Origin of the sequence: Corynebacterium sp. HMSC14H10, assembly GCF_001807105.1 — a bacterium.
Classification (GTDB): Bacteria; Actinomycetota; Actinomycetes; order Mycobacteriales; family Mycobacteriaceae; genus Corynebacterium; species Corynebacterium jeikeium_D.
In genome coordinates this window covers 23,902-44,064 of record NZ_KV787425.1, presented here as the reverse complement: position 1 = coordinate 44,064, position 20,163 = coordinate 23,902, and the positions used below count along the sequence as shown (strand labels likewise).

Sequence of the window (20,163 nt, the reverse complement as noted above, 5' to 3'; positions counted from 1 at the left end):
GGTGTCGCCGACCTTCTTCAGCCAGGTGGTAATGGTGCCTTCGGTAACTGATTCACCGAGCTCCGGCATCTCAATAGAGGTCGCCATGTTTGTGCACTCCTCGAAAAGTTAAGAAATCTCGTTTTAAGACGGTTATTACAAATTAGCTTACAGGTTGAAAACTCTGCTTGCCCCGTGGGCTGCGCCCGCTTTCGACTGGTGCTTGGAATAGCTCATTCCAGCCATGATTCCAGCCGGGCGGGACGCAGTCGGATGACCGGCTACTTCGTTGCCAAATCCTCAATCACAGAGAACATCGTCCGAACCGGAACACCAGTGCCCCGCTTCGGGGTATAACCATACTCCCCGGTGGTGTTGAAGGCCGGACCGGCAACGTCGATGTGAACCCATTCAACATCCTCGCCAACGAATTCGCGCAGGTATGCAGCTGCAACGCTCATGCCACCAAAGCGAGAGTTCGTGACATTCCGCAGGTCAGCTACCGGCGACTTCAGGGCCTCTGCTAGCTCAACTGGAATCGGCATTGCCCAACCATTTTCACCAATGCTCTGAGACAGCTCTGCAACACGGTCACGGAACTCGTCGTTACCCAGGATGCCCGGGGTGCGCTCGCCAAGAGCGACTAGCTGCGCACCGGTCAGGGTAGCGGTGTCAATCAGGTGAGTCGGCTTGTCTTCGCAGGCGCGGACAATGGCGTCTGCGAGTACGAGGCGGCCCTCAGCGTCGGTATTCAGAATCTCAATGGTCTTACCGCCGTACTGCGTAATGACATCGCCCGGACGGTACGCCTTACCACCCGGCATGTTCTCCGCCATTGGAACAGTTGCGGTCACCGGGGTGGATACGCCTAGGCGAGCAGCCAGGACGACTGTGGCAATAACAGCCGCAGCGCCGCCCATATCGGAGATCATGTTCTCCATGCTGGCGCCCGGCTTCAGCGAAATACCGCCGGTATCAAAGGTGATGCCCTTACCGACCAGTCCCAGCGAATTCTCTGCCGACTCATCGCCCTTCCAAATCAGGCGCACCAGGCGCGGCCCGCGCGAGGATCCACCACCCACGGCATTGAGGCCTCCGAAACCGCCGGCGCGCAGAGCGTCGTCGTCAAGCACCTCGACCTCGAGCCCCGCGTCACGGCCTAGCGCTGCAGCAGCGTCAGCAAACGTCTCGGGGTAGAGGTGCGACGATGCTGTATTGACGAAGTCACGCGCGGTGGCAACGGCATCTACAATTGCCGAAGCGCGCTTTACGACGTCGTCATCAGCGCCCAACACAACCACCTTCTGGGTGGCCTCGTTGCTTTCTTCGTCGCTCTTCTGACCGGAGTAAGCGTAAGCGCCCAGCGCAAAGCCCTCGGCTGCAGCCTGCGGATCGATGGCGCCGAGAGTGTTAAAGACCACCTTGGCCTTGGTCATACGGCGCGCAGCGGCGCCGCAGGCACGGCGGATGTCCTCGGCATCCAGGTCCTCAGAACCCACGCCAACGCCCGTGACACTGTCGACATCCAGGCCAGCAGGAGCCGGGATGGTGGTCACGGACTCGGCCTTAGCGCTGGCGGAGACTGCCTCAAAGGAGGCGAGCAGCTGCTCTGCAACCGAACCGATGGCCTCGGGTGCGACCAGCTCGAGGCCATCCTCGCCGTCGATAAGCGCGACGAGAACCGCGTCGGCGTCCGCGGGCAGAGAGTTGTCGGCAGCGATGACCACGCGAGTGCCGATAGCCGGCAGGTAATTGGACAAAACAGCGGCGTTGCGAGAAGCGCCGAGCTGTGCCGAATCATTGTTAGCGGGGACTGACATGTAGTTGCATCTCCTTGTAGTCGTACTATGTGGTACACCACCGTATCCCTATTTGCCGGTTCGTGTCCTTCATCCCTGGACAGCGGACTGACGAGCCAGCGCCACGACTATTGGAATGTACCCGCGCCTAGTGCCCGCGACGCTGACATTGCCCTGACTAACACGGTCTTTCGGGGGCGAGTATTGATACGACTCGATCCTCGACGGTTTAGGATGAAAGACATGTCTGCTTTGGAATTTGCAATCGAACGTAACCCGAATCCACTCTCTGATGCCGAGCGCGAGGAGATTTTGGCCAACCCTGGTTTCGGTAAGCACTTCACCGACCACATGGTCCGAATTGACTGGACTGCAGACAAAGGCTGGCATGGCGCCAAGCTGCAGGTATACGGTTCGATTGAAATGCAGCCGTCTTCTTCGGTCCTGCATTACGGGCAGTCGATTTTTGAGGGACTGAAGGCGTATCGCATGCCGGATGGTTCCATTGTTACTTTCCGCCCGGAGCAGAACGCTCGTCGCTTCCAGCGCTCCGCTGACCGCATTGCAATGCCGCAGCTGCCGGAGGAGACCTTCCTCGAGGCAATCCGCCTGCTGGTTGAAGCCGATGCAGCATGGGTGCCGCCAGCTGGTGGCGAAGAATCCCTGTACCTGCGTCCAATCATGTTCTCCACCGAGAGCACCCTGGGCGTGCACCCGTCGAACTCTTACACCTTCCTGCTCATCGCTTCACCTGCCGGCGCGTACTTCTCCGGTGGCATTAACCCGGTGACCGTGTGGATCTCCCACGAGTACGTGCGTGCCGCGCCGGGCGGCACCGGTGCTGCGAAGTTCGCAGGTAACTATGCAGCTTCGCTGGCGGCTCAGCAGCAGGCAGAGGAAAAGGGCTGCGACCAGGTTGTGTGGCTGGACGCTGTCGAGCGCAAGTACATCGAGGAGATGGGCGGCATGAACCTGGCGTTTATCTACCCGGATGAGAATGCTGACGCTGGTGTTCGGCTGGTGACTCCAGAGCTGTCTGGTTCGCTGCTGCCGGGCATTACTCGGGCATCGCTGCTGCAGGCTGCTCAGGATCTGGGCATGAATGTCGAGGAGCGTCGCATTTCCACCGAGGAATGGAAGAATGATGCCACCTCCGGTGTTATGAGCGAGGCATTCGCCTGCGGTACTGCTGCAGTCATCACCCCGGTCGGTTTTGTGAAGTCCGCTGAGGGCGAGTTCGAGATCAACGGCGGCGAGACCGGTGAGTGGACTATGAAGCTGCGCGAGCGGCTGACCGGTATCCAGCACGGCGAGGTTGAGGATACCCACGGTTGGATTTACAAGCTCGTTGAGGCTTAGTTTCGGCGTAGGTCGGCTAAGAAAAATTTAATAGTGGTTACTAGAATTAGTACTTTCGCAGCCCCTGTTCAGTATTCGCTGTTCAGGGGCTGCGTTTTTGCTTTGCTGGCTCCCCAACGGCTGTGCGATTTTCTCATGGTTCATGAATTGTTCAGGCGGCATTTGTTTAGCCGTTAAAAACACCTCTAGCGTGACCGGGGTCACTGTGAAAAACTACCAACACGATTGATTTTTGTAGTTGGGAAAACAGTTTGAGGCGCTGTGATGGTGGTAGTTCAAGACTTTTTTAAAGATAGTTTTTCGTCAAGTAGTTCAAAGCGCCTAAGGGTAGCCATCGTTGTCACTCTGTTGTTGGCTGCGTGGACGATTGGGTTTAGTGCGATTCCGGCTCCGGTGGCGGCAGCCCAAGATTCGCCTTCGCCGTCCGGGGTGGAACAGCCCGCTCCTACGGGCGAAGGGGGTACGGGCGAAGCAAAAGCAGAGCTAATCATGGATCTGTCTGGTTCGATGCTTGCCGACGACGCCGGAGGCACCCGCCTCGATGCGGCAAAGCGCGCATCCACGGAGCTGATTGACTCCCTCCCGGATGATGCGCTGCTTGGCATGCTGGTTTATGGCCAGCGCGAATCCAGTGATGAATCCAACCGCGAACGTGGTTGCCAGGACATCGAGGTGCTGTCGCCTGTCCAAAAGGTCGACAAAGAAGGCCTGAAGAGCAGGATTGCCGGGTTGGAAGCTCAGGGCTATACGCCGATCGGCAATGCACTGCGTAAGGCGGCTGATGAGCTTGGCCCAGACGGTGAGCGGTCAATTATTTTGGTCTCTGACGGTATCGACACCTGCGCGCCGCCACCGGTGTGTGAGGTTGCGAAGGAACTGGCAGGGCAGGGTGTTGGCCTGACGATTCACACAGTGGGCTTCAAGGTCGATGAAGAAGCTCGCGCTGAGCTGGAGTGTGTTGCGCAGGTATCCGGTGGACAGAGCATGACTGCGGACGATGCTACCCAGCTTGCAGACCACATGAAGTTCTTGACTCAGCGGTCAGTGCAGGGCTACGAAACCACGGGTACTCCTTTCGAGTTCTCCGAGACTAAGGAAGGCGCGAAATGGCTCGGCGAGGGCAAGTACCAGACGACGCTGGTGCCAGAGGTTGCCCAGCACGATCGCACCCCGCTCTACTACCGAATCGCAGTGCCGAAGGGACACAACGCGATTGTTACCTCAAAGGTGTTAGCGAATATCGATGCTGAGGGTAAAGGCCAGCAGGATGTCCGAACTGAAGTTGACGAAATCATCAATGAAACTGGCGGAAAATGCCAGGACGACGGTCGTATGGGGTCGCTGACTGGCGCCGAAGCTAGTGCCGATTCGTGGACTCCAACTTCGGCTGATGCAAGCATTCTTGCATGGGATAGTGACCGCATCGAATCCAGTTGCGATCAAACCAAGTGGCTCGTCGCAAATAACGTGTGGGTCTATGACGGTGGTTCAGTAGCGGACTATCGTGATGAACCGGTGAAGGTCGAGGTTAGCGTCCAGTTTGAGCCAGTCCTGAAGAAGCAGGATGCTGACAAACTAAATGAGGGGCGGTCTTCTTCGACCGGCGACAAAGCCTACAAAAAGGCCACTTTTGGAGAGGCCAAGCCCGTAAACGGTGGCAATAACGCAGCCCAAGCGCCGGAAGTTAAATCTGGGGATAACATCTCTGACACAATCGTGCCCGGTGAACAGAAGTTCTACAAGATCCCTGTCGAGTGGGGTCAGCGACCAGTGATTGCTGCCCGCACTGGAAATTCGGAGCGCGATAATGCCGATTCCATGGGAGTTGCCCTGCTGAATCCGTTCGAGGTTTCCGTGGCGGATGGAACAATGCACTTTTATCAGGATTCCGAGGACCTGAACTTGTCAACAGATCGTCCGGTCGAATACAACAACCGAGAATCTAATGTTGGAGGACGACCTGTAGCCAACGCCGGCTACTACTACGCGACTGTCCGAATGGCTAACTATCGCCCGGATGAAGAGGTCAGTGGCATCGATCAGCCGTTCCAGCTCGCATTCCTCCTGGACAACAAGCCAACTAAGGGGCCTGACTGGCGACCGACTGACAAGAACGGCCCGACTCCATCCGATAAGCCGATTCTGGCCAAGGGAGTGCCGGAACAGGAATCGTCAAAGGACTCGTCAGAAGATGCGTCGAATGAATCTGACTCCTCGGATACGGATTCTCAGGCATCCGCATCCTCGTCGGACATGGAAGATGAGGGCATGAGCCCGTTGGTCATTGGCACCGTTGTAGCAGTGGTCGCCGTGTTTATCGGCATTGCCGGCGCAATCGTCTACCAGAACAAGAAGCGCAAGGAGTAGACAAACCGTAAGATCAGGAAGTTCCTGAGCAGGGGGGGGCAGGGTGGGGAAGGCAGCAAAATTGTGTCCGCTTGGCGTATCGCTGGCGGGCACATTTTTTGCTACTTAGCCGCAAGAACTGACAACTCCAAGAATTATGGGCTGCAGATGTGAAACTGTGTGAGTTTATGACACTTTCAAGCCATTTTTCGGACCATTTTTGACATAAACGCAGTCAGTAACTCGCATTGGCCCGCCGTCGCTAACATAACCGCAGTCACTAGCCCCACTGAACCCAAACCCCACTGAACCCAAACCTGGGAGTGCCACCCCAACAAAGAAAAGCGCGTCCCGTGCATCGCTGCGGCGGGACGCGCTTTTTTAATTAGCTGGGAGGCTAGAAGGTGTGCTCGTTCTTGGCGCCCCGGCAAACGGTCGGCGCAAAATAATTTGGGCGAGCCCCGAAACGAGCCTCCTGTACTCCGCCTTCCCGGCGGTGTGCCCTCAGAATACGTCCGCGTCAAAGCGACCGTCAATAGTTCTTTTTAAAGAAAACCCCAACGGGGGCAATGCGCGCATTTTCCCTGCTAGAACCCTATGGCAAGTGCCACGGCACAGACAGCGCACGTTATCTCAATGACTGCACCAAACACGTCGCCGTTGACTCCGCCAAACCTCTTCACGCAATGCCGCGTCAGCAGCAGTGTAACGCCAAAGCTCAGTGCACAAGCGACTACGCCCACGAGCCCAACCACCCAGCCCGACACAGCGAGCAGCAGTATCCACCAGCAGGTCACCGTGACTGTGGACTGAGTACCGGCAGTCAGAGAGCCGAAGCCGCTGTTCGAAAAAGGCGGAAAGCCGCGCCAGCAGGCAGTCGTTGCTGCCGCGCGAGAGGCTACAAAAGGCAAGCACAGCGCAACCACGCCAGGCCACATCTGACCGGCAGACCACTGCGACAGCACACTAGCCACAATCACGGCAAAAGCAGTCGTCGTCGTCAACATCGTCAGCACGATGGAGCCCACGCCCATTGGGCCGGTGCTCGGATCGCGCAGCACCTCCCGCGCCCCCTCCGGCGGCTTATACGAGCCGAGGGCATCCGCCACATCCGCCAGCCCATCCAGGTGCATCGCGCGGGTCAACATCTGTGCCGCCACCATAATCAGGGCGCCGCCGAGGATCGGGGTGACGTCGTAAAGCGTGGGCGTGCGTGACGACGACGTTGCGAACAGCGCCGCCGTGATGAGAACTGCACCCGCGGCAGGAACGAGCCCAGCTACTGGCAGTGCGGCGATGGCGCGACGGCCGGTGATGCGGTCGAACACGCTCGCGCCTTTGAAAGGCAGGATGGTGAGCCAGGACAGGGCAGTGGTGATGGCCTCAGCGACGGCATTGCCGTGAGCAGAGGGATCGCCGTCGAGGTTGTCCTGGCGAGACGGGCCGGCTTTGTCGGACAAGTCGATTAGTCCTTGGTGCTTACGCCTGCGTCGGCGAAAGTAGCCATGTTGCGCAGGACCGATACGCCGGACTTGACCAGCGGTAGGGCAGCGACGGCGCCGGAGCCTTCGCCAAGACGCATCCCGTATTCGAGAAGTGGTTCCTTATCCAGGTGTCGAAGGGCAAGCGCGTGCGCGGGCTCTGCCGACTTGTGGCCGGCGACCCACCAATCGCGGGCGCCCGGAGCGAGCTGGTCAGCCAGCAGAGCAGCGGATGTGACAACCACTCCGTCCAAAATCACAGGAGTGCGACGAACCGCTGCTTGCGCCAAGAACGCGGCCATCACGGTCATATCCGGCGAGGAAATACGACGGAGCACCTCAACCGGGTCATTGCGCAGGCGACGCACGCGGAACATGGCATCGCGTACGGCAGCGACCTTGAGCTTCCACCCCTCGTCATCAATGCCAGTGCCTCGGCCGACGACGACCACCGGTTCGGAGTTGGTCACGGCACCAATCAGCGCCGCGGCTGGAGTGGTGTTTCCGATGCCCAGGTCGCCGGCAATGAGCAGGTCAGCGCCTTCATCAACGGCGGCGTCGGCAATCGCGATGCCCGTGCGGATGGCCTTATCGACCTCCTCCTCGCTCATCGCATCCTCGCGGTCGATAGAACCACAGCTGCGACGGATACGGTATGGCCCTTCGGCATCGTGGTCGAGGGAAATGTCCACGCCGGTAACAGTGGCTCCCGCGATGTCAGCGATAGCGTTCACGCCGGCACCCTTTGCCTCGATATTGGCAAGCATCTGGATAGACACCTCGGACGGGTACGCGGACACCCCGCCCTGGGCAACACCGTGGTCACCAGCGAAGACATAAACACGACAATCGTCCAGGTCACGCGGAGGGCATTCTCCCTGACACGCCGAAATCCAAATGCCGAGTTCTTCCAACCGGCCAAGTGAGCCTGCGGGCTTAGTCAACTGCTCATGGCGCGCGCGGGCGGCCTGTTCAGTCTCTTCGTCAGGGCGTGCTACCGGTCCAAAATAATCCGCGTTCATACTCTCAAACGCTACCCGAAAACGATTTGTCTACCGACCATTGGTGCACAGCTATTCGCATTGCTAGGCAGACCGTCATAGGGGAAGCGGCGTGGAGTGAATCTAGCTCGCCGCCTTGACTTCCATGGGGCAGCCAGCCACAACTAGGACAACACGATCACAGATAGCTGCAAGCTGCTGGTTGAGAAGGCCAATCTCATCACGGAAAAGCCGCCCTGAGCGGTGTTCGGGAATGACACCGAAGCCCACTTCGGGCGACACAATGAACAGGTCGGAATCTGCGGGGAAGTTGCGCACGGCGTCGACAAGCGAGTGCGTCCACGGCGCGACGCTACCCCTCGGCGCCTCCCACAGCCCCTGCGCATCGATGATGTGCGTCAGCCAGGTGCCGACATCGTCCAGCAGCATGCGCCGCTCCGGCGACGCGAGAGCTTCCACCGCATCGACGTCATCAACCGTGTGCCAGGCCACTCCGTGCTCTTTTGCCTGTGCTTGACGACGAATGCGGTGCTCCTCGACCCTGGAGTGAAAATCGCTATCACCGGGCCAGGGCCGTGCTGTTGCGATGTAGTGCAACACCGTTGAGGCTGCAGCATCTGAGGCATCGCCGGTTGAGGCTGCGGCGGTGGCCAGCAGCTCGTGCTCAGCCCATGAGGACTTGCCTGAGCGGGCGCCACCGAGAACCAGAGTGCGCATGGCAGATGAGGCTACTTGATCTCGTCGCCGATGTTGACCTGCGGACGCGGAGTACGCAGACGACGCGGCTGAGAAGCGCGGGAGTAAGCGTAGAAGCCCAGTCCCCAGGCTCCTTCGGTGGTCTTCGGGAAGCGCTCGCGCGTCAGCTTGATGGCACGGCGGCCGATGTAGATGCCCTCGATGATCAGGGCAATGATGAGAACCATAGCGATGAGAGATGCGATGTTGGCCAGCTTCGGCAGGGAAGTGCCAATCATCATAATCAGCAGCAGAATCAGCGCGAACGGGAGGAACACGTTAGCGAGGAAGCGACGGGAATCAACCCAGTCGCGGACAAACTTGCGCTCAGCGCCCTGGTCGCGTGGCAGCATGTAGCGCGGATCGCCGGCGGCCATGCGCTCGTCGGCAATGCGACGCTGCTCACGTCGCTCTGCTCGCTCGCGTGCCTTGGCGGCCTTGAGCTCTTCCTTGGACATGGAGGCCTTGAGCTCCTTGCGGCGCTGGCGAGCTTCCTTAGCGGTCAGCGGCGCCTCGACCGGGCCACGGCGGATGCCGCGTTCGCGCTCAACCTCGTTGCGCTTCGGAGTGGGGCGCCCCTTCTTGGGAGTAAAAGCACCGCTGTGCTTCTTCTCGGGCTGCTGAGACTCCGAAGCGGTGCCCTTGGCCCCGCTGGATGCGGTCGCGTCGGTGGCTACTTCTCCGGCGTTGGTTGCGTCAGCGTTAGCTGCCTCAGCTGCCTTGGACTTTTTGTCATTCTTTTTCCACGGTAGATTCACGACCCCAGATTATAAGGTCTTCAAGGTGCTTCCCTAATTAGGTTGCAGGTTGAGGGTCAGGGGCGGGGCAAGGGCGAGGTTTTGGGGATGACCGCCGCAGGGGCAGGCGGGAAGAGTGCGCTTGTGGCGTGGGAAGCCGTGGTGTGGTTGCGATGTGGCGGCAAAAAGACTTTCGATAAAGAGAAAGAAAAAGAGAACCCAGAATTGGGAATTAAAGACTGGCCGGTAAGGTTGTGATAAATAATGACGTAGCCGACCTTGGGGTCGACTCGCATTCTTAAACACTTCAACAAGGAGGACACGCGCTATGACTACTGCTCAGAGCACTGGCGTTACCCTGACCGAAGCTGCGGCTGCCAAGGCAAAGGCACTTCTGGACCAAGAAGGTGCCACCGACCTGGCACTGCGTATTTCCGTGGCTCCGGGCGGCTGTGCCGGCCTGCGCTACCAGCTCTACTTCGATGACCGCAGCCTCGACGGCGATGTCGCCGAAGTTTTCGGTGGCGTCAAGCTGGTCGTTGATCGCCAGTCGGTTCCGTACCTGTCCGGTGCCACCATCGACTTTGCTGACACCATTGAACAGCAGGGCTTCACAATCGATAACCCGAATGCCACTGGCTCCTGCGCTTGCGGTGACTCCTTCAACTAAGTCATTAGCTGAGCAGAGCTGTCAGCAGACGCTGTGAAAAGCGTCGGATAGTAAAAAGGCTCGGACCTCACTCTTGTTAACTGAGTGAGGTCCGAGCCTTTTCTATTGGTTGCCCCAGCGATGGTGACAGCCTGCCGGGGCAGGATGGGGCTGAATCGCGGGGACCGTCGTAAAGCGAGCTAGAGCTCGACGGGGTAGTCGCGCTGCTCGATGTCCGGAGTAATGCGGTCTTCGATGAAGATGCCGTGCCAGACCATGAAGGCCAGGATGGTCCAGAGGCGGCGGGAGTGGTCGCGCTCGGTTGGGTGGTGCTCGGCGAGCATCTTGAGCACGGCGTCCTTATTAATGAACTCTTCGGTCTGGGACTCGCGGATGATGTCCTCGGCCCAGCCGTGCAACTCGTCGCCTGCCAGCCAGTGGCGAATCGGCACCGGGAAGCCCAGTTTGCGGCGGTTGAGCACGTGCTCCGGAACAATCTGCTCCATGGCGCGACGCAGTGCGTACTTGGTGGTGCCGTGAGAAACACGCATGTCCACCGGCAGCGTCTGTGCAACGTCGAAGACCACACGGTCGAGGAACGGCACGCGCAGCTCCAGGGAGTTAGCCATGGTGATCTTGTCCGCCTTGACCAGAATGTCGCCACGCAACCAGGTGAACAGATCCAAGTGCTGCATCCGAGTCACCGGGTCCCAGCCTTCAGACTGCGCGTAAATCGGCGCAGTGACATCGCTGTGGTCCCATTCCTTCTTGGCCCACGGCAGCACTTCCTGCAGCTGCTCAAAGTTAAAGGAACGAGCATTGCCGTAGTAGCGCTGTTCCAGCGGAGTAGTGCCTCGCTGCAGGAGCGACTTGCCGCGCATGCCCTCTGGCAGAGCTTCGCCGACCTTAGCCAGACCGCGCAGCAGGGGAGATGGAACCTTGTCGAACGGCTTCAGCGACAGCGGCTCCTTATAAATGGTGTAACCACCAAAGAGCTCGTCTGCGCCCTCACCGGACAGTACGACCTTAACGTGCTTACGAGCCTCTGCGGCCACGAAGTACAGCGGCACCAGTGCAGGGTCAGCTACCGGGTCATCGAGGTACCACATAATCTTCGGAATCGCCCCGGCGAACTCCTCCGGCGAGACGACCTTCACAATGTGCTCGACGCCAATGGCGGCGGCGGACTCGGCAGCCACATCGACCTCGGAGAAGCCCTCGCGCTCGAAGCCAGTGGTAAACGTCAGCAGGTTCGGGTTGTGGCGCTTAGCCAAAGTTGCAATCGCAGTGGAGTCGATACCGCCCGACAGGAACGAGCCCACCGTGACGTCGGCACGCATATGCTTCTCGACGCTGTCCTCCAGCGCACGGGCAATGCGGTCAAAAACATCCTGTTCAGCGCCCTTAGCCACTGGCTGAATCGGGAAATTCGGCTTGAAGTAGCGGGTCTGCTTAACTTCGCCACCAGGCGTAACGATGGCAGTGCAACCCGACTCCAGACGAACAATGTCAGTGTGCAGCGACTCCGGCTCCGGAACGTACTGCAGATCGACGTAGTGCTCCAGTGCGCGCTTATTCAGCTTCTTCGCATCGATGCCCATCTCCGGCGCAGCTTCGAGCAGGGACTTCTTCTCAGAACCGAAAATTGTGCCACGCTCTGTGGTGGCGTAGTAGAGCGGCTTAATGCCGAACGGATCGCGCGCCAGGAAAAGCTTGCGCTCGACGCTGTCCCAAATGGCAATGCCGAACATGCCGCGCAAGTGCTTTACGACGTCCGCTCCCCAGTGGTGGAACCCAACGACGATAGGTTCACCATCGCCGGAGGTATTAAAGGCATAGCCTTTCTTCTCCAGCTGCTCGCGAAGTTCGACGAAATTGTAGATTTCGCCGTTGAAGGTCATGGAGTAACGATTCGGCTGATTCTCTGGTCCCCACTGCAGCGGTTGGTGGCTGTGGGCAATATCAATAATGGATAGGCGGTTGAAGCCGAAAACTGCGTCCTCATCGTGCCACGTGCCTGCATCGTCAGGGCCGCGGTGCCGCATGCAGGGCAGGGCCCTTTCGACAACGGGAACGAGCTCCGCTGCGTCAGAATTTGCAGCCAGGATTCCGAGAAGACCACACATGCTTCGTGCGCGCACCTTTCGCTTAGTGTCACTTAATGGATTTTCGACGGCTCCGTAGCTAGCGGCTCAGCGCGACTGGTTGTCGCCTTAACCGGTGGCCGTGAAGGACCGCCGCGTGGCTGAGTAGCTGGGTTGAACCCCAGATTGGCGCCACATAGAAATGCTGCACCTACTTTAATGCCTTTTGGGGAAAAGCGAGAATGTCTGAGTTTGCCGTGTCTAGGGCTCGGGGCAAGGTTGCGCGGGACGGTGTGTGCGTCAGCGCGTGGCACAAACACTAAAAAATTCATAGACTTAGGAGCGTCAACAGGGTGTAACTGGTGAGAATGCCACCCCCGATAGGCGGGTCTTTCTCAGTATTTTATTAGGGCAGATATACTCAAAGGCACCCCACAGCCATATTTATTGTGGAGAAAGCTTAAGAATCGACTACTCTGCTTGGGTAGGACGAAACCTTAATCGGTTATCGAAAATTGTGTGGATCAGGAAGGCAGACACACGTGAATCAGCGTAGAAAGTTCGGAGTCGCCCGTAAGCTCGGCGTCCTCGGCGTTGCCACCGGTAGCGCAGCCTTGCTTGCCGGCTGCGATGTTAATCCTCCGGAGAACGGCTTCTTCAAGCTGCTCCGCTTTGGTTGGCCGGAAGGTGTGACCCCGGAAGCACAGTCCATGGGTAACTTCTGGGTTTGGACCTGGGTTGCAGCTTGGATTATCGGCATCATCGTTTGGGGCGTTACCCTTTACTCGATGGCAAACTTCACAGCTAAGAAGGCTGAAAAGAAGGGCAAGGGCGAGTTCCCGCGCCAGACTGCATACAACGTTCCGGTTGAGTTGTCTCTGACCATTCTCCCGATTCTGATCGTGATGACTCTGTTCTTCTTCACGGTTCAGACTCAGGACAAGGTCACTGCCCTGGATAAGGATCCGGAAGTTACCGTCGACGTCACCGGTTTCCAGTGGAACTGGAAGTTCGGTTACGCCAACATTTCCGCTGACCTGATGGGCGGCGAGGAATACAACGGCCGTATTGAGAAGCCGGCTGATGAGCAGTTCTTCACCGAGGGCGGCCACGAGGTTCCGTCCGCTGAGGATCGCGCAAAGCAGAAGGAGCACCCGGTTCACGGACGCTCCAAGGAGAGCCTCGACTACCTGCACTACGACGAGATTGAGACCCTCGGTACCACCGAAGAGGTTCCGGTCCTCGTTGTTCCGGAAGACACTGCAATCCAGTTCGACCTCGCGTCCGCTGACGTGATTCACTCCTTCTGGGTTCCGGAGTTCCTCTTCAAGCGCGACGTGTTCCCGCACCCGGAGGCTAACAAGTCCAACCGTGTCTTCCAGATCGAAAAGATTGACTCGGACAAGATTGCCAACCGACCAGAGGACAACCCGAGCGACAAGGTCAAGAACGCATTCGTTGGCCGTTGTGCCGAGATGTGTGGTACCTACCACGCAATGATGAACTTCGAGATTCGTGCTGTCTCCCGTGAGGCATTCACCGAGTACATCAAGTTCCGCCAGGAGAACCCAGAAGCTACTAACGCTGATGCTCTGAAGCACATCGGTGAGCCGGCATTCGCAGTCTCCACTTCGCCGTTCAACTCCGGTCGTGTCGACACCCGCGACATGGGTGATCGTGGTGCTAACACCATTGACCTGAACGCGACCGCCAAGTAAACCCAGCAAGATTCTTACTTAAAGGAAGTTCTCAAATGAAGTCTGCAGCAAAGCTCTTCTACGGACTTACCGTGTTCCTGGGGTTCATGGCTGTCGTCTACATCTTCGGCACTCAGTACCTCCAGGACACCGGTAACGTCATCAACGAAAGCCAGGGTCGCCTCGAGTGGGCTGGCGCAACCGGCCTGGTCCTCGCAGCTCTGATGACTCTGATGCTCGGTGGATACTTCCACTTCACTGAGCGCCGCTCCGACATCACCCCGGCCGACTTCGAAGAGGCAGAGATTGCCGACGGTGCAGGTACCCTCGGTTTCTTCTCCGCTAGCTCGATTTGGCCGTTCGTGATGACCATGGGCATCCTCCTCATGGGCTACGGCATCGCATTCATGGCCTACTGGCTGATTGTCCTTGGCGCGGTAATTCTGATCGTCTCCGGCACCAAGCTCAACACTCAGTACATCACTCCGCCGGAGAAGCACTAGTCCGAGTGCAATCAGACTGAACCACAGTCGTAGATAACCGAAAAGTCTCTCCCACTAACAAGGGCGTTAGTGGGAGAGACTTTTTTGTTTGGGCGAGTGGGAGGGGATTCCTAACTGGTGTTACCTCGTCGGTTAGGATCTGTAGTCAATATATGATTCCGCATCAAGCGAATTCGACGGGTTTCTGCCCCTTAGGTAGTTCGATGACCTCACCGTCAGTCACCTGCAGATGACGCGCTTCGAGCGAGTTGATCATGCGGTGATCGTGGGTAATCACAATAATTGTGCCCTCTGCAGATGCGATCGCGTCTTGGACCTGCTCGATTAGATCCACACTCAGATGGTTCGTAGGCTCGTCGAGCAGCAAGATCTCCGGTGGGTTGGCTACGACCAACGCTAACGCCACCCGTCGCTGCTGGCCGATGGAGAGGCTTCCTACCGGGCGATTGGCATCCTCGGGGCTAAGCAACCCAAAGTCGTCGAGAGGCACGCGGGCATTGGGCGCGAGGTCGTACAACTCACGGGCGGACTTCTTTGGGTTTTCCCAGTCTTGTTCCTGAGCCAGCATGGCTACTCGACAGTTCTCGCCGATACGTACCTCGCCAGCCTGCGTCTCAACTTGCCCCATGATTGTCTTAAACAAAGTAGATTTGCCGGCCCCATTAGGGCCGGTGATCACGACCTTGTCTCCGGGACGAATAGTCAGTGAACCAACCCGAATTCGATCTGGGACGACCACACCGCGCATCTTGATGTGAAAATCTTCATCGCTGCCCGAAGCAGCGCGCTTGGTCGGTAAGGGTGCGGTCAACGGGGCATCAAAGCCCAGTAGTGCCGGTGGACGCTCCACACCTTCCTCAATGAGTTCCTCCAGCCGTTGCTTAGCCGAACGCACGCGGCGGGCGATTTGCCGCTCTACACGACCGCCACGGCGGTCATAAGCCATCTTGTTATTGTCCGTCATTTCCCGACCCGGTGAGACCTCACGAGCGCCATTCTCGATGGTGTCTTCCAACCGATTGCGTTCATGCTCCTCCGAGCGCCACTGGTGCTCCCATAGCTCACGCTGGTGGCGACGGTGCTTCGCGTAGTCGGAGTAATTACCACGGAACAGCCCAATACCAGGGCGCCCCGGCACCAAGTCTCCAATTACAGTACAAACGGCATCCAGGAAGTCGCGGTCATGTGTTGCCACCACAACCACTCCAGGGTGGTTCTGGATGGTGTCAATCACGAGCTGGCGACCGCGTTCATCGAGATGGTTGGTGGGCTCGTCGAGAAGCAAAATCTCTGGCTTTCGAATGAGCGTAATCGCGAGCCCCAGCCGCGCCCGCTGCCCGCCGGAAATCTCCGTGGTTAGTTGCTCTGTCAGGGGAGCGCCGTCCGGAGCAGTACCGGTCAGGCCGAGATGGTCGAGCACAATCTCCGCATTATGTTCGGCGTTCCAGTCATCGTGAGCCATGACGTCCGAGAAGGCCTTCGAATACGCCTTCTCTGCCGCCTCAGACTCATCTGGGGTCTTTGCTAAGGCCATCGCCTCAGCTGCTTCTTCTAGCTCCGCTAAACGACGTTTCGAGGGGCCGAGGGCCTCATCGATAAGCATTTGCACCGTGGAGTCGAAAGGCGCTTCCAGCTCCTGAGAGCCGAGGACACGCGTGCCAATATGAGTCACCGTACCGCTCGTGGGCCGACGACGACCAGATAGTAGCCAAAGAAGTGTGGACTTGCCGGCTCCGTTGTCTCCAACCAGACCGAGGACATCGCCGTCGGAAAGCGTGAGCGAGACATCGCGCAGAACAGGCGTGGCCTCGTAGTCGAAATTGACACCGTTGGCGACAAGCTGTGTGGCGTTGTTCGAAAGATCGGTGGTGGGGGAGGGACTGGTAGACATATGTCCATTTTAGTACTGGTAAACAGCAGATTTGGTATCCGACATATGTTGGGTCAAGGCGAGGTCGGAAGAATCTGGGTAACAAAAACCCCCCCGGTCGACATCCAAAGTGGATGCGGACCGGGGTGGTCTTATTTGAGCGCAGTAGAAAACCTACCGCGGAACTTTACTGCTCGAGCTGGCGACGCTCTTCAGCGTTCTGAGCTTCGAGGTCACGGAACATCTGAGCCTGCTGCTCGTGGTTCTCGTGCTCGATACGAGCTGCCTCTTCGGCGATCTCCGGGGAGTCCGGGCTGAAGAAGCTACCGCGACCCGGGCTACCAGCGGCGCCCAGTTCGTTCATGGTCTTCGGGACGTAAGCACCCTGGTACTCGAGCGGAACGGCGTGGCCGTGCTCGTCGACCGGACCCAGCGGCTGGTGGACCTCGATGAAGGAACCATCAGGCAGCTGGTTGATGATGCCCGTCTCGATGCCGTGCTCCAGGACAGCGCGGTCAGAGCGCTGCAGGCCGATGCAGATTCGGTAAGTGACGAAGTAAGCGATCGGAGGCAGGATGATCAGACCGATACGGCCAACCCAGGTCATCACGTTCAGCGAAATCTGGAAGTGGTATGCGATCAGGTCGTTACCACCGGACAGAGTCAGTAGGGTGTAGAAAACCAGAGCCATGGCACCCAGGCCGGAGCGAACCGGCACGTCGCGCGGACGCTGCAGCAGGTTGTGGTGGGCGTTGTCGCCGGTGATCTTCGCCTCGATGAACGGGTAAGCGAAGAGCAGGACAACCAGAACACCACAGAGCAGGGCGACCCAGAAGACTGCCGGGATCGTGTAAGAACCCAAGTAGAGCTCCCACGGCGGCATGACACGGGCAGCACCGTCAGTCCACAGCATGTAGATATCCGGCTGGGAACCAGCGGAAACCTGCGCCGGGTTGTACGGGCCAAGGTTCCAAATTGCGTTGATCTGGAAGATACCCGCGAATAGCGCCAGGAAGCCGAACGTGATCAGACCGAAGGAAACGGACTTGACTGCGAAGATCGGGAGAATACGAACGCCGACGACGTTGTTCTCGGTACGACCTGCGCCAGGGAACTGGGTGTGCTTCTGGTACCAGACCAGAGCCAGGTGAGCGGCAATCAGACCCAGCAGCAGGGCCGGGAGAATCAGCACGTGTGCAATGTACAGGCGCGGGATAATCATGTCACCCGGGAAGTCGCCGTTGAACATCATCCAGTGCAGCCAGGTGCCGATAATCGGCAGACCGATGATGATTGCGGACATAATACGCAGACCAACACCGGAAAGCAGGTCGTCCGGCAGGGAGTAACCCATGAAGCCCTCTGCCACGGACAGCAGCAGGAGGATGGAACCGATGACCCAGTTAGCCTCACGCGGCTTGCGGAATGCGCCGGTGAAGAAGATGCGGAACATGTGCGCCATGATGGACACGGCGAACAGGAGAGCACCCCAGTGGTGAATCTGGCGAATGAACAGGCCACCGCGAACCTCGAAGGAGATCTGCAGGGCGGTCTCGTAGGCGCGAGACATCTCGACACCGTTGAGCGGCGCGTAGGCACCGTCGTAAATGACCTTCGACATCGACGGGTCGAAGAACAGAGTCAGGTAAACACCCGAGAAGAGCAGGACTACGAAGGAGTAGAGTGCAATCTCGCCCAGCAGGAAGGACCAGTGGGTAGGGAATACCTTATTGAGCTGCTTACGCATGCCGCCAGACAGGGTGTAGCGGTCATCCATATTCTTAGCAGCGGTTGCTAGTTTCGTTGGATTACTCATGACTGACGCTCCCAGAATGCCGGACCGACGGGCTCAATGAAGTTGCCCTCTGCGTACATGTAGCCTTCTTCGTCAACGCTGATCGGCAGCTCTGGAAGAGCGCGAGCAGCTGGACCGAAGACCGGCTTGCCGTAGTGCAGTGCATCGAACTGCGACTGGTGGCATGGGCAGAGAATACGGTTCGTCTGCTGTTCGTACAGAGAAGTCGGGCAACCGATGTGTGTACAAATCTTCGAGTAGGCGAAGTAGTCGCCGTAGTGGAAGTCTTCCTGACCCTTGCGCAGGATTGCCTTTTCAGCGTCCTGGGAACGCAGACGGATCAGCATGACCGAGTTGCGGGAGCCGTGAATCGAGTGCATGTGTGCCTCGTAGACATCAGCATCCTTGGAGTACTTGTCGCCGTCGTTGACGTCCTCCTCCGGAAGAGGGAAGACGGTCTCCATGGAACCTGCGGACAGGTCCTCTGGGCGGAGGCGAACCAGGCGGGAAACACCCTTAGTGGTGTAGCCGTGTACGCCCTCTTCAGCGATAGCGCCGGTGTCGCGACCCAGGTAAACCTTGTGGCCCTTCTCGACGAGAGTCCAGCCAGTGGTCCACAGGGTGCCGTCACCAGTGACGTCAACGTCGTGGCGTGGCTTCCACGGGTTCTTAATCATGCCGCCAAGCGGAAGGATCATGCCGATACCAGCCAGGACGGCGCCGGTACCAAGGAGGCCCTTGATAGCGGAGCGACGACCCAGGGTGGAGGTCTGCCAAGAATCGTTCAGCAGGGCAACGATGGTCTTCTGGTCGACCTCTTCGGACGGACCATCGTGGCGGCGCTGAACCGAAATCTCTTCCGGAATGAAGCGCTTGGTGAACTTAACTGCACCAATACCCAGGGTGACGATGCAGCCACCGATGGTGATACCCAGCAGCGGGGTGTACATAGTGTACAGCCACAGACCCTCTTCGCCGTGCCCCTTGTAGTGCCACGGGTAGAACAGGTAGATGGCGATGAATGCCAGGCCAAGAATGACCGACAGTGCCAGCCAGATGGTGACACCACGAGCCGCGCGCTTTTCAGCCGGGTCGTTGGCAATCGGGAAGCGTTCCTTGCGGTAAGCAATGGTCACGTCATCGAGTTCAGCACCCAGACGAGCGAGATCCGCATTGCTCATCTTCGACAACTCTTCGGAGCTGTACTTCTTGTTTTCGTTATTACTCATCGGCGGGATCCAATCCAAAGAGCGGCCGCTACGAGAGCGACAATGCCTACAATCCACATGACAAGGCCCTCAGCAACTGGGCCGATGCCACCAATGCCCCAACCACCCGGGGTCGGAGTTTCCTTGGCGTTCTTGATGTAGGCGATGATGTCCTTCTTCTCGTCAGCAGACAGCTGGCGGTCAGAGAACTTCGGCATATTCTGCGGGCCGGTCAGCATTGCCTGGTAGATTTCCTGCTCATTTGCAGGATCCAGGACCGGTGCGTACTTACCGCTGGACAGTGCGCCGCCACGACCGGTGAAGTTGTGGCAGGATGCACAGTTCAGGCGGAACAGCTCGGAACCGCGAGCAACGTCAGCCTTGTCAAGCTCACCGTTCGGGCCGGCGTTCTTACCGCGTAGCGACTCCATAGCGATGGAGCCGTCCTCGTCGCGGACGATGCCGGCGCCGCCGCCATTAGCCTGGACGTAGGCTGCGATAGCCAGCGTCTGCTCTTCGGAGTAACGCGGGGTCTTACGTGCTGCCTGAGCCTCGTTGCGGAGCATCGGCATACGACCGGAGTGAACCTGGAAGTAAACCGAGCCTTCGCCGACGCCGATCAGCGACTTGCCGCGGTCCTTAACGCCCTGAAGGTTGGCGCCGTGGCAAGTAATACAAGCAACGTCGTAAAGCTCCTTGCCCTGCTGAATCATTGCGGCTTCATCCTGCTGAGCAGTAGCCGTCTGTGCATCAGGGGTCAGAGCATTAGCGAGGAAGCCCGCGCCGGTGAGGGCGAGAGCCATAGCCATAATGCCGGAGGCAGTACGGCGCATCTTGCGGCGGCCCTTTGACTTCGGGGCCGCAGCCAAGGACGTGGTGTCCTTGGTTTCGGAGGTAGTGTTTTCCATCTTTTTCCCTTT

Annotated in this window: 16 protein-coding genes; 5 read left to right on the top strand and 11 right to left on the bottom strand. The window is 58.4% G+C overall.

Features of this window, described 5'->3' with window-relative positions; all coding sequences use genetic code 11:
* Window positions 1–87, bottom strand: an 87-nt coding sequence (locus HMPREF3135_RS11560) for a biotin/lipoyl-containing protein (RefSeq protein ID WP_246818318.1), incomplete at its 3' end; no start/stop codon positions are given.
* A 173-nt stretch (window positions 88–260) separates the two neighbouring features.
* On the bottom strand, window positions 261–1,799 hold the full coding sequence (locus tag HMPREF3135_RS05575; protein WP_083280620.1) for a leucyl aminopeptidase: 1,539 nt from the start codon (window positions 1,797–1,799) through the stop codon (window positions 261–263).
* Between the two features lie 222 nt (window positions 1,800–2,021).
* Here HMPREF3135_RS05575 and HMPREF3135_RS05570 point away from each other — a divergent pair, with 222 nt between their 5' ends.
* Entirely contained in the window at window positions 2,022–3,137 is a 1,116-nt protein-coding gene (locus HMPREF3135_RS05570) for a branched-chain amino acid aminotransferase (protein WP_070438592.1), read from the top strand.
* 489 nt (window positions 3,138–3,626) lie between these two features.
* Window positions 3,627–5,504 carry a vWA domain-containing protein gene (locus HMPREF3135_RS05565; RefSeq protein ID WP_070438589.1) on the top strand — a complete coding sequence of 626 codons (1,878 nt, stop codon included), beginning with the start codon at window positions 3,627–3,629 and terminating at the stop codon, window positions 5,502–5,504.
* A gap of 566 nt (window positions 5,505–6,070) precedes the next feature.
* Here the strand turns inward: HMPREF3135_RS05565 and HMPREF3135_RS05560 are convergent.
* From HMPREF3135_RS05560 to HMPREF3135_RS05545, 4 genes are all read right to left on the bottom strand, one after another.
* On the bottom strand, window positions 6,071–6,943 hold the full coding sequence (locus tag HMPREF3135_RS05560; protein ID WP_070438582.1) for an adenosylcobinamide-GDP ribazoletransferase: 873 nt from the start codon (window positions 6,941–6,943) through the stop codon (window positions 6,071–6,073).
* Between the two features lie 5 nt (window positions 6,944–6,948).
* Entirely contained in the window at window positions 6,949–7,986 is a 1,038-nt protein-coding gene (gene cobT, locus HMPREF3135_RS05555; protein WP_049190512.1) for a nicotinate-nucleotide--dimethylbenzimidazole phosphoribosyltransferase, read from the bottom strand.
* 102 nt (window positions 7,987–8,088) lie between these two features.
* Window positions 8,089–8,682 carry a bifunctional adenosylcobinamide kinase/adenosylcobinamide-phosphate guanylyltransferase gene (locus HMPREF3135_RS05550; protein WP_070438579.1) on the bottom strand — a complete coding sequence of 198 codons (594 nt, stop codon included), beginning with the start codon at window positions 8,680–8,682 and terminating at the stop codon, window positions 8,089–8,091.
* 11 nt (window positions 8,683–8,693) lie between these two features.
* Entirely contained in the window at window positions 8,694–9,458 is a 765-nt protein-coding gene (locus HMPREF3135_RS05545) for a DUF3043 domain-containing protein (RefSeq protein WP_070438575.1), read from the bottom strand.
* A 307-nt stretch (window positions 9,459–9,765) separates the two neighbouring features.
* Between HMPREF3135_RS05545 and HMPREF3135_RS05535 the strand changes: the two genes are divergently transcribed.
* Window positions 9,766–10,107 (top strand): HesB/IscA family protein, encoded by a 342-nt coding sequence (locus HMPREF3135_RS05535; RefSeq protein ID WP_005512007.1) that lies wholly within the window; start codon window positions 9,766–9,768, stop codon window positions 10,105–10,107.
* Window positions 10,108–10,286: 179 nt separating this feature from the next.
* Here HMPREF3135_RS05535 and asnB read toward each other — a convergent pair whose 3' ends face one another.
* Complete coding sequence (asnB, locus tag HMPREF3135_RS05530; RefSeq protein WP_016423033.1) at window positions 10,287–12,212, bottom strand: asparagine synthase (glutamine-hydrolyzing); 1,926 nt, start codon at window positions 12,210–12,212, stop codon at window positions 10,287–10,289.
* A gap of 500 nt (window positions 12,213–12,712) precedes the next feature.
* Here asnB and HMPREF3135_RS05525 point away from each other — a divergent pair, with 500 nt between their 5' ends.
* Both HMPREF3135_RS05525 and HMPREF3135_RS05520 read left to right on the top strand, forming a co-directional pair.
* Entirely contained in the window at window positions 12,713–13,888 is a 1,176-nt protein-coding gene (locus HMPREF3135_RS05525; RefSeq protein WP_049190506.1) for an aa3-type cytochrome oxidase subunit II, read from the top strand.
* Between the two features lie 35 nt (window positions 13,889–13,923).
* Window positions 13,924–14,370 carry an aa3-type cytochrome oxidase subunit IV gene (locus tag HMPREF3135_RS05520; RefSeq protein WP_016423031.1) on the top strand — a complete coding sequence of 149 codons (447 nt, stop codon included), beginning with the start codon at window positions 13,924–13,926 and terminating at the stop codon, window positions 14,368–14,370.
* A 163-nt stretch (window positions 14,371–14,533) separates the two neighbouring features.
* On the opposite strand, the gene HMPREF3135_RS05515 is transcribed toward HMPREF3135_RS05520, so the two are convergent.
* The 4 genes from HMPREF3135_RS05515 to HMPREF3135_RS05500 all read right to left on the bottom strand — a co-directional run bounded on the left by HMPREF3135_RS05515 (window position 14,534) and on the right by HMPREF3135_RS05500 (window position 20,151).
* The gene (locus HMPREF3135_RS05515) at window positions 14,534–16,261 is read right to left on the bottom strand and encodes an ABC-F family ATP-binding cassette domain-containing protein (protein ID WP_070438569.1); all 1,728 of its coding nucleotides are present in this window, start codon (window positions 16,259–16,261) and stop codon (window positions 14,534–14,536) included.
* A 166-nt stretch (window positions 16,262–16,427) separates the two neighbouring features.
* The gene (locus HMPREF3135_RS05510; RefSeq protein ID WP_016423029.1) at window positions 16,428–18,056 is read right to left on the bottom strand and encodes a cytochrome bc1 complex cytochrome b subunit; all 1,629 of its coding nucleotides are present in this window, start codon (window positions 18,054–18,056) and stop codon (window positions 16,428–16,430) included.
* Entirely contained in the window at window positions 18,053–19,264 is a 1,212-nt protein-coding gene (locus HMPREF3135_RS05505) for a cytochrome bc1 complex Rieske iron-sulfur subunit (protein WP_049170241.1), read from the bottom strand. Before HMPREF3135_RS05505 ends, HMPREF3135_RS05510 begins: the two co-directional genes overlap by 4 nt.
* Window positions 19,261–20,151, bottom strand: a complete 891-nt coding sequence (locus HMPREF3135_RS05500; protein ID WP_016423027.1) for a cytochrome bc1 complex diheme cytochrome c subunit — start codon at window positions 20,149–20,151, stop codon at window positions 19,261–19,263. Before HMPREF3135_RS05500 ends, HMPREF3135_RS05505 begins: the two co-directional genes overlap by 4 nt.
* Window positions 20,152–20,163: the final 12 nt, after the last annotated feature.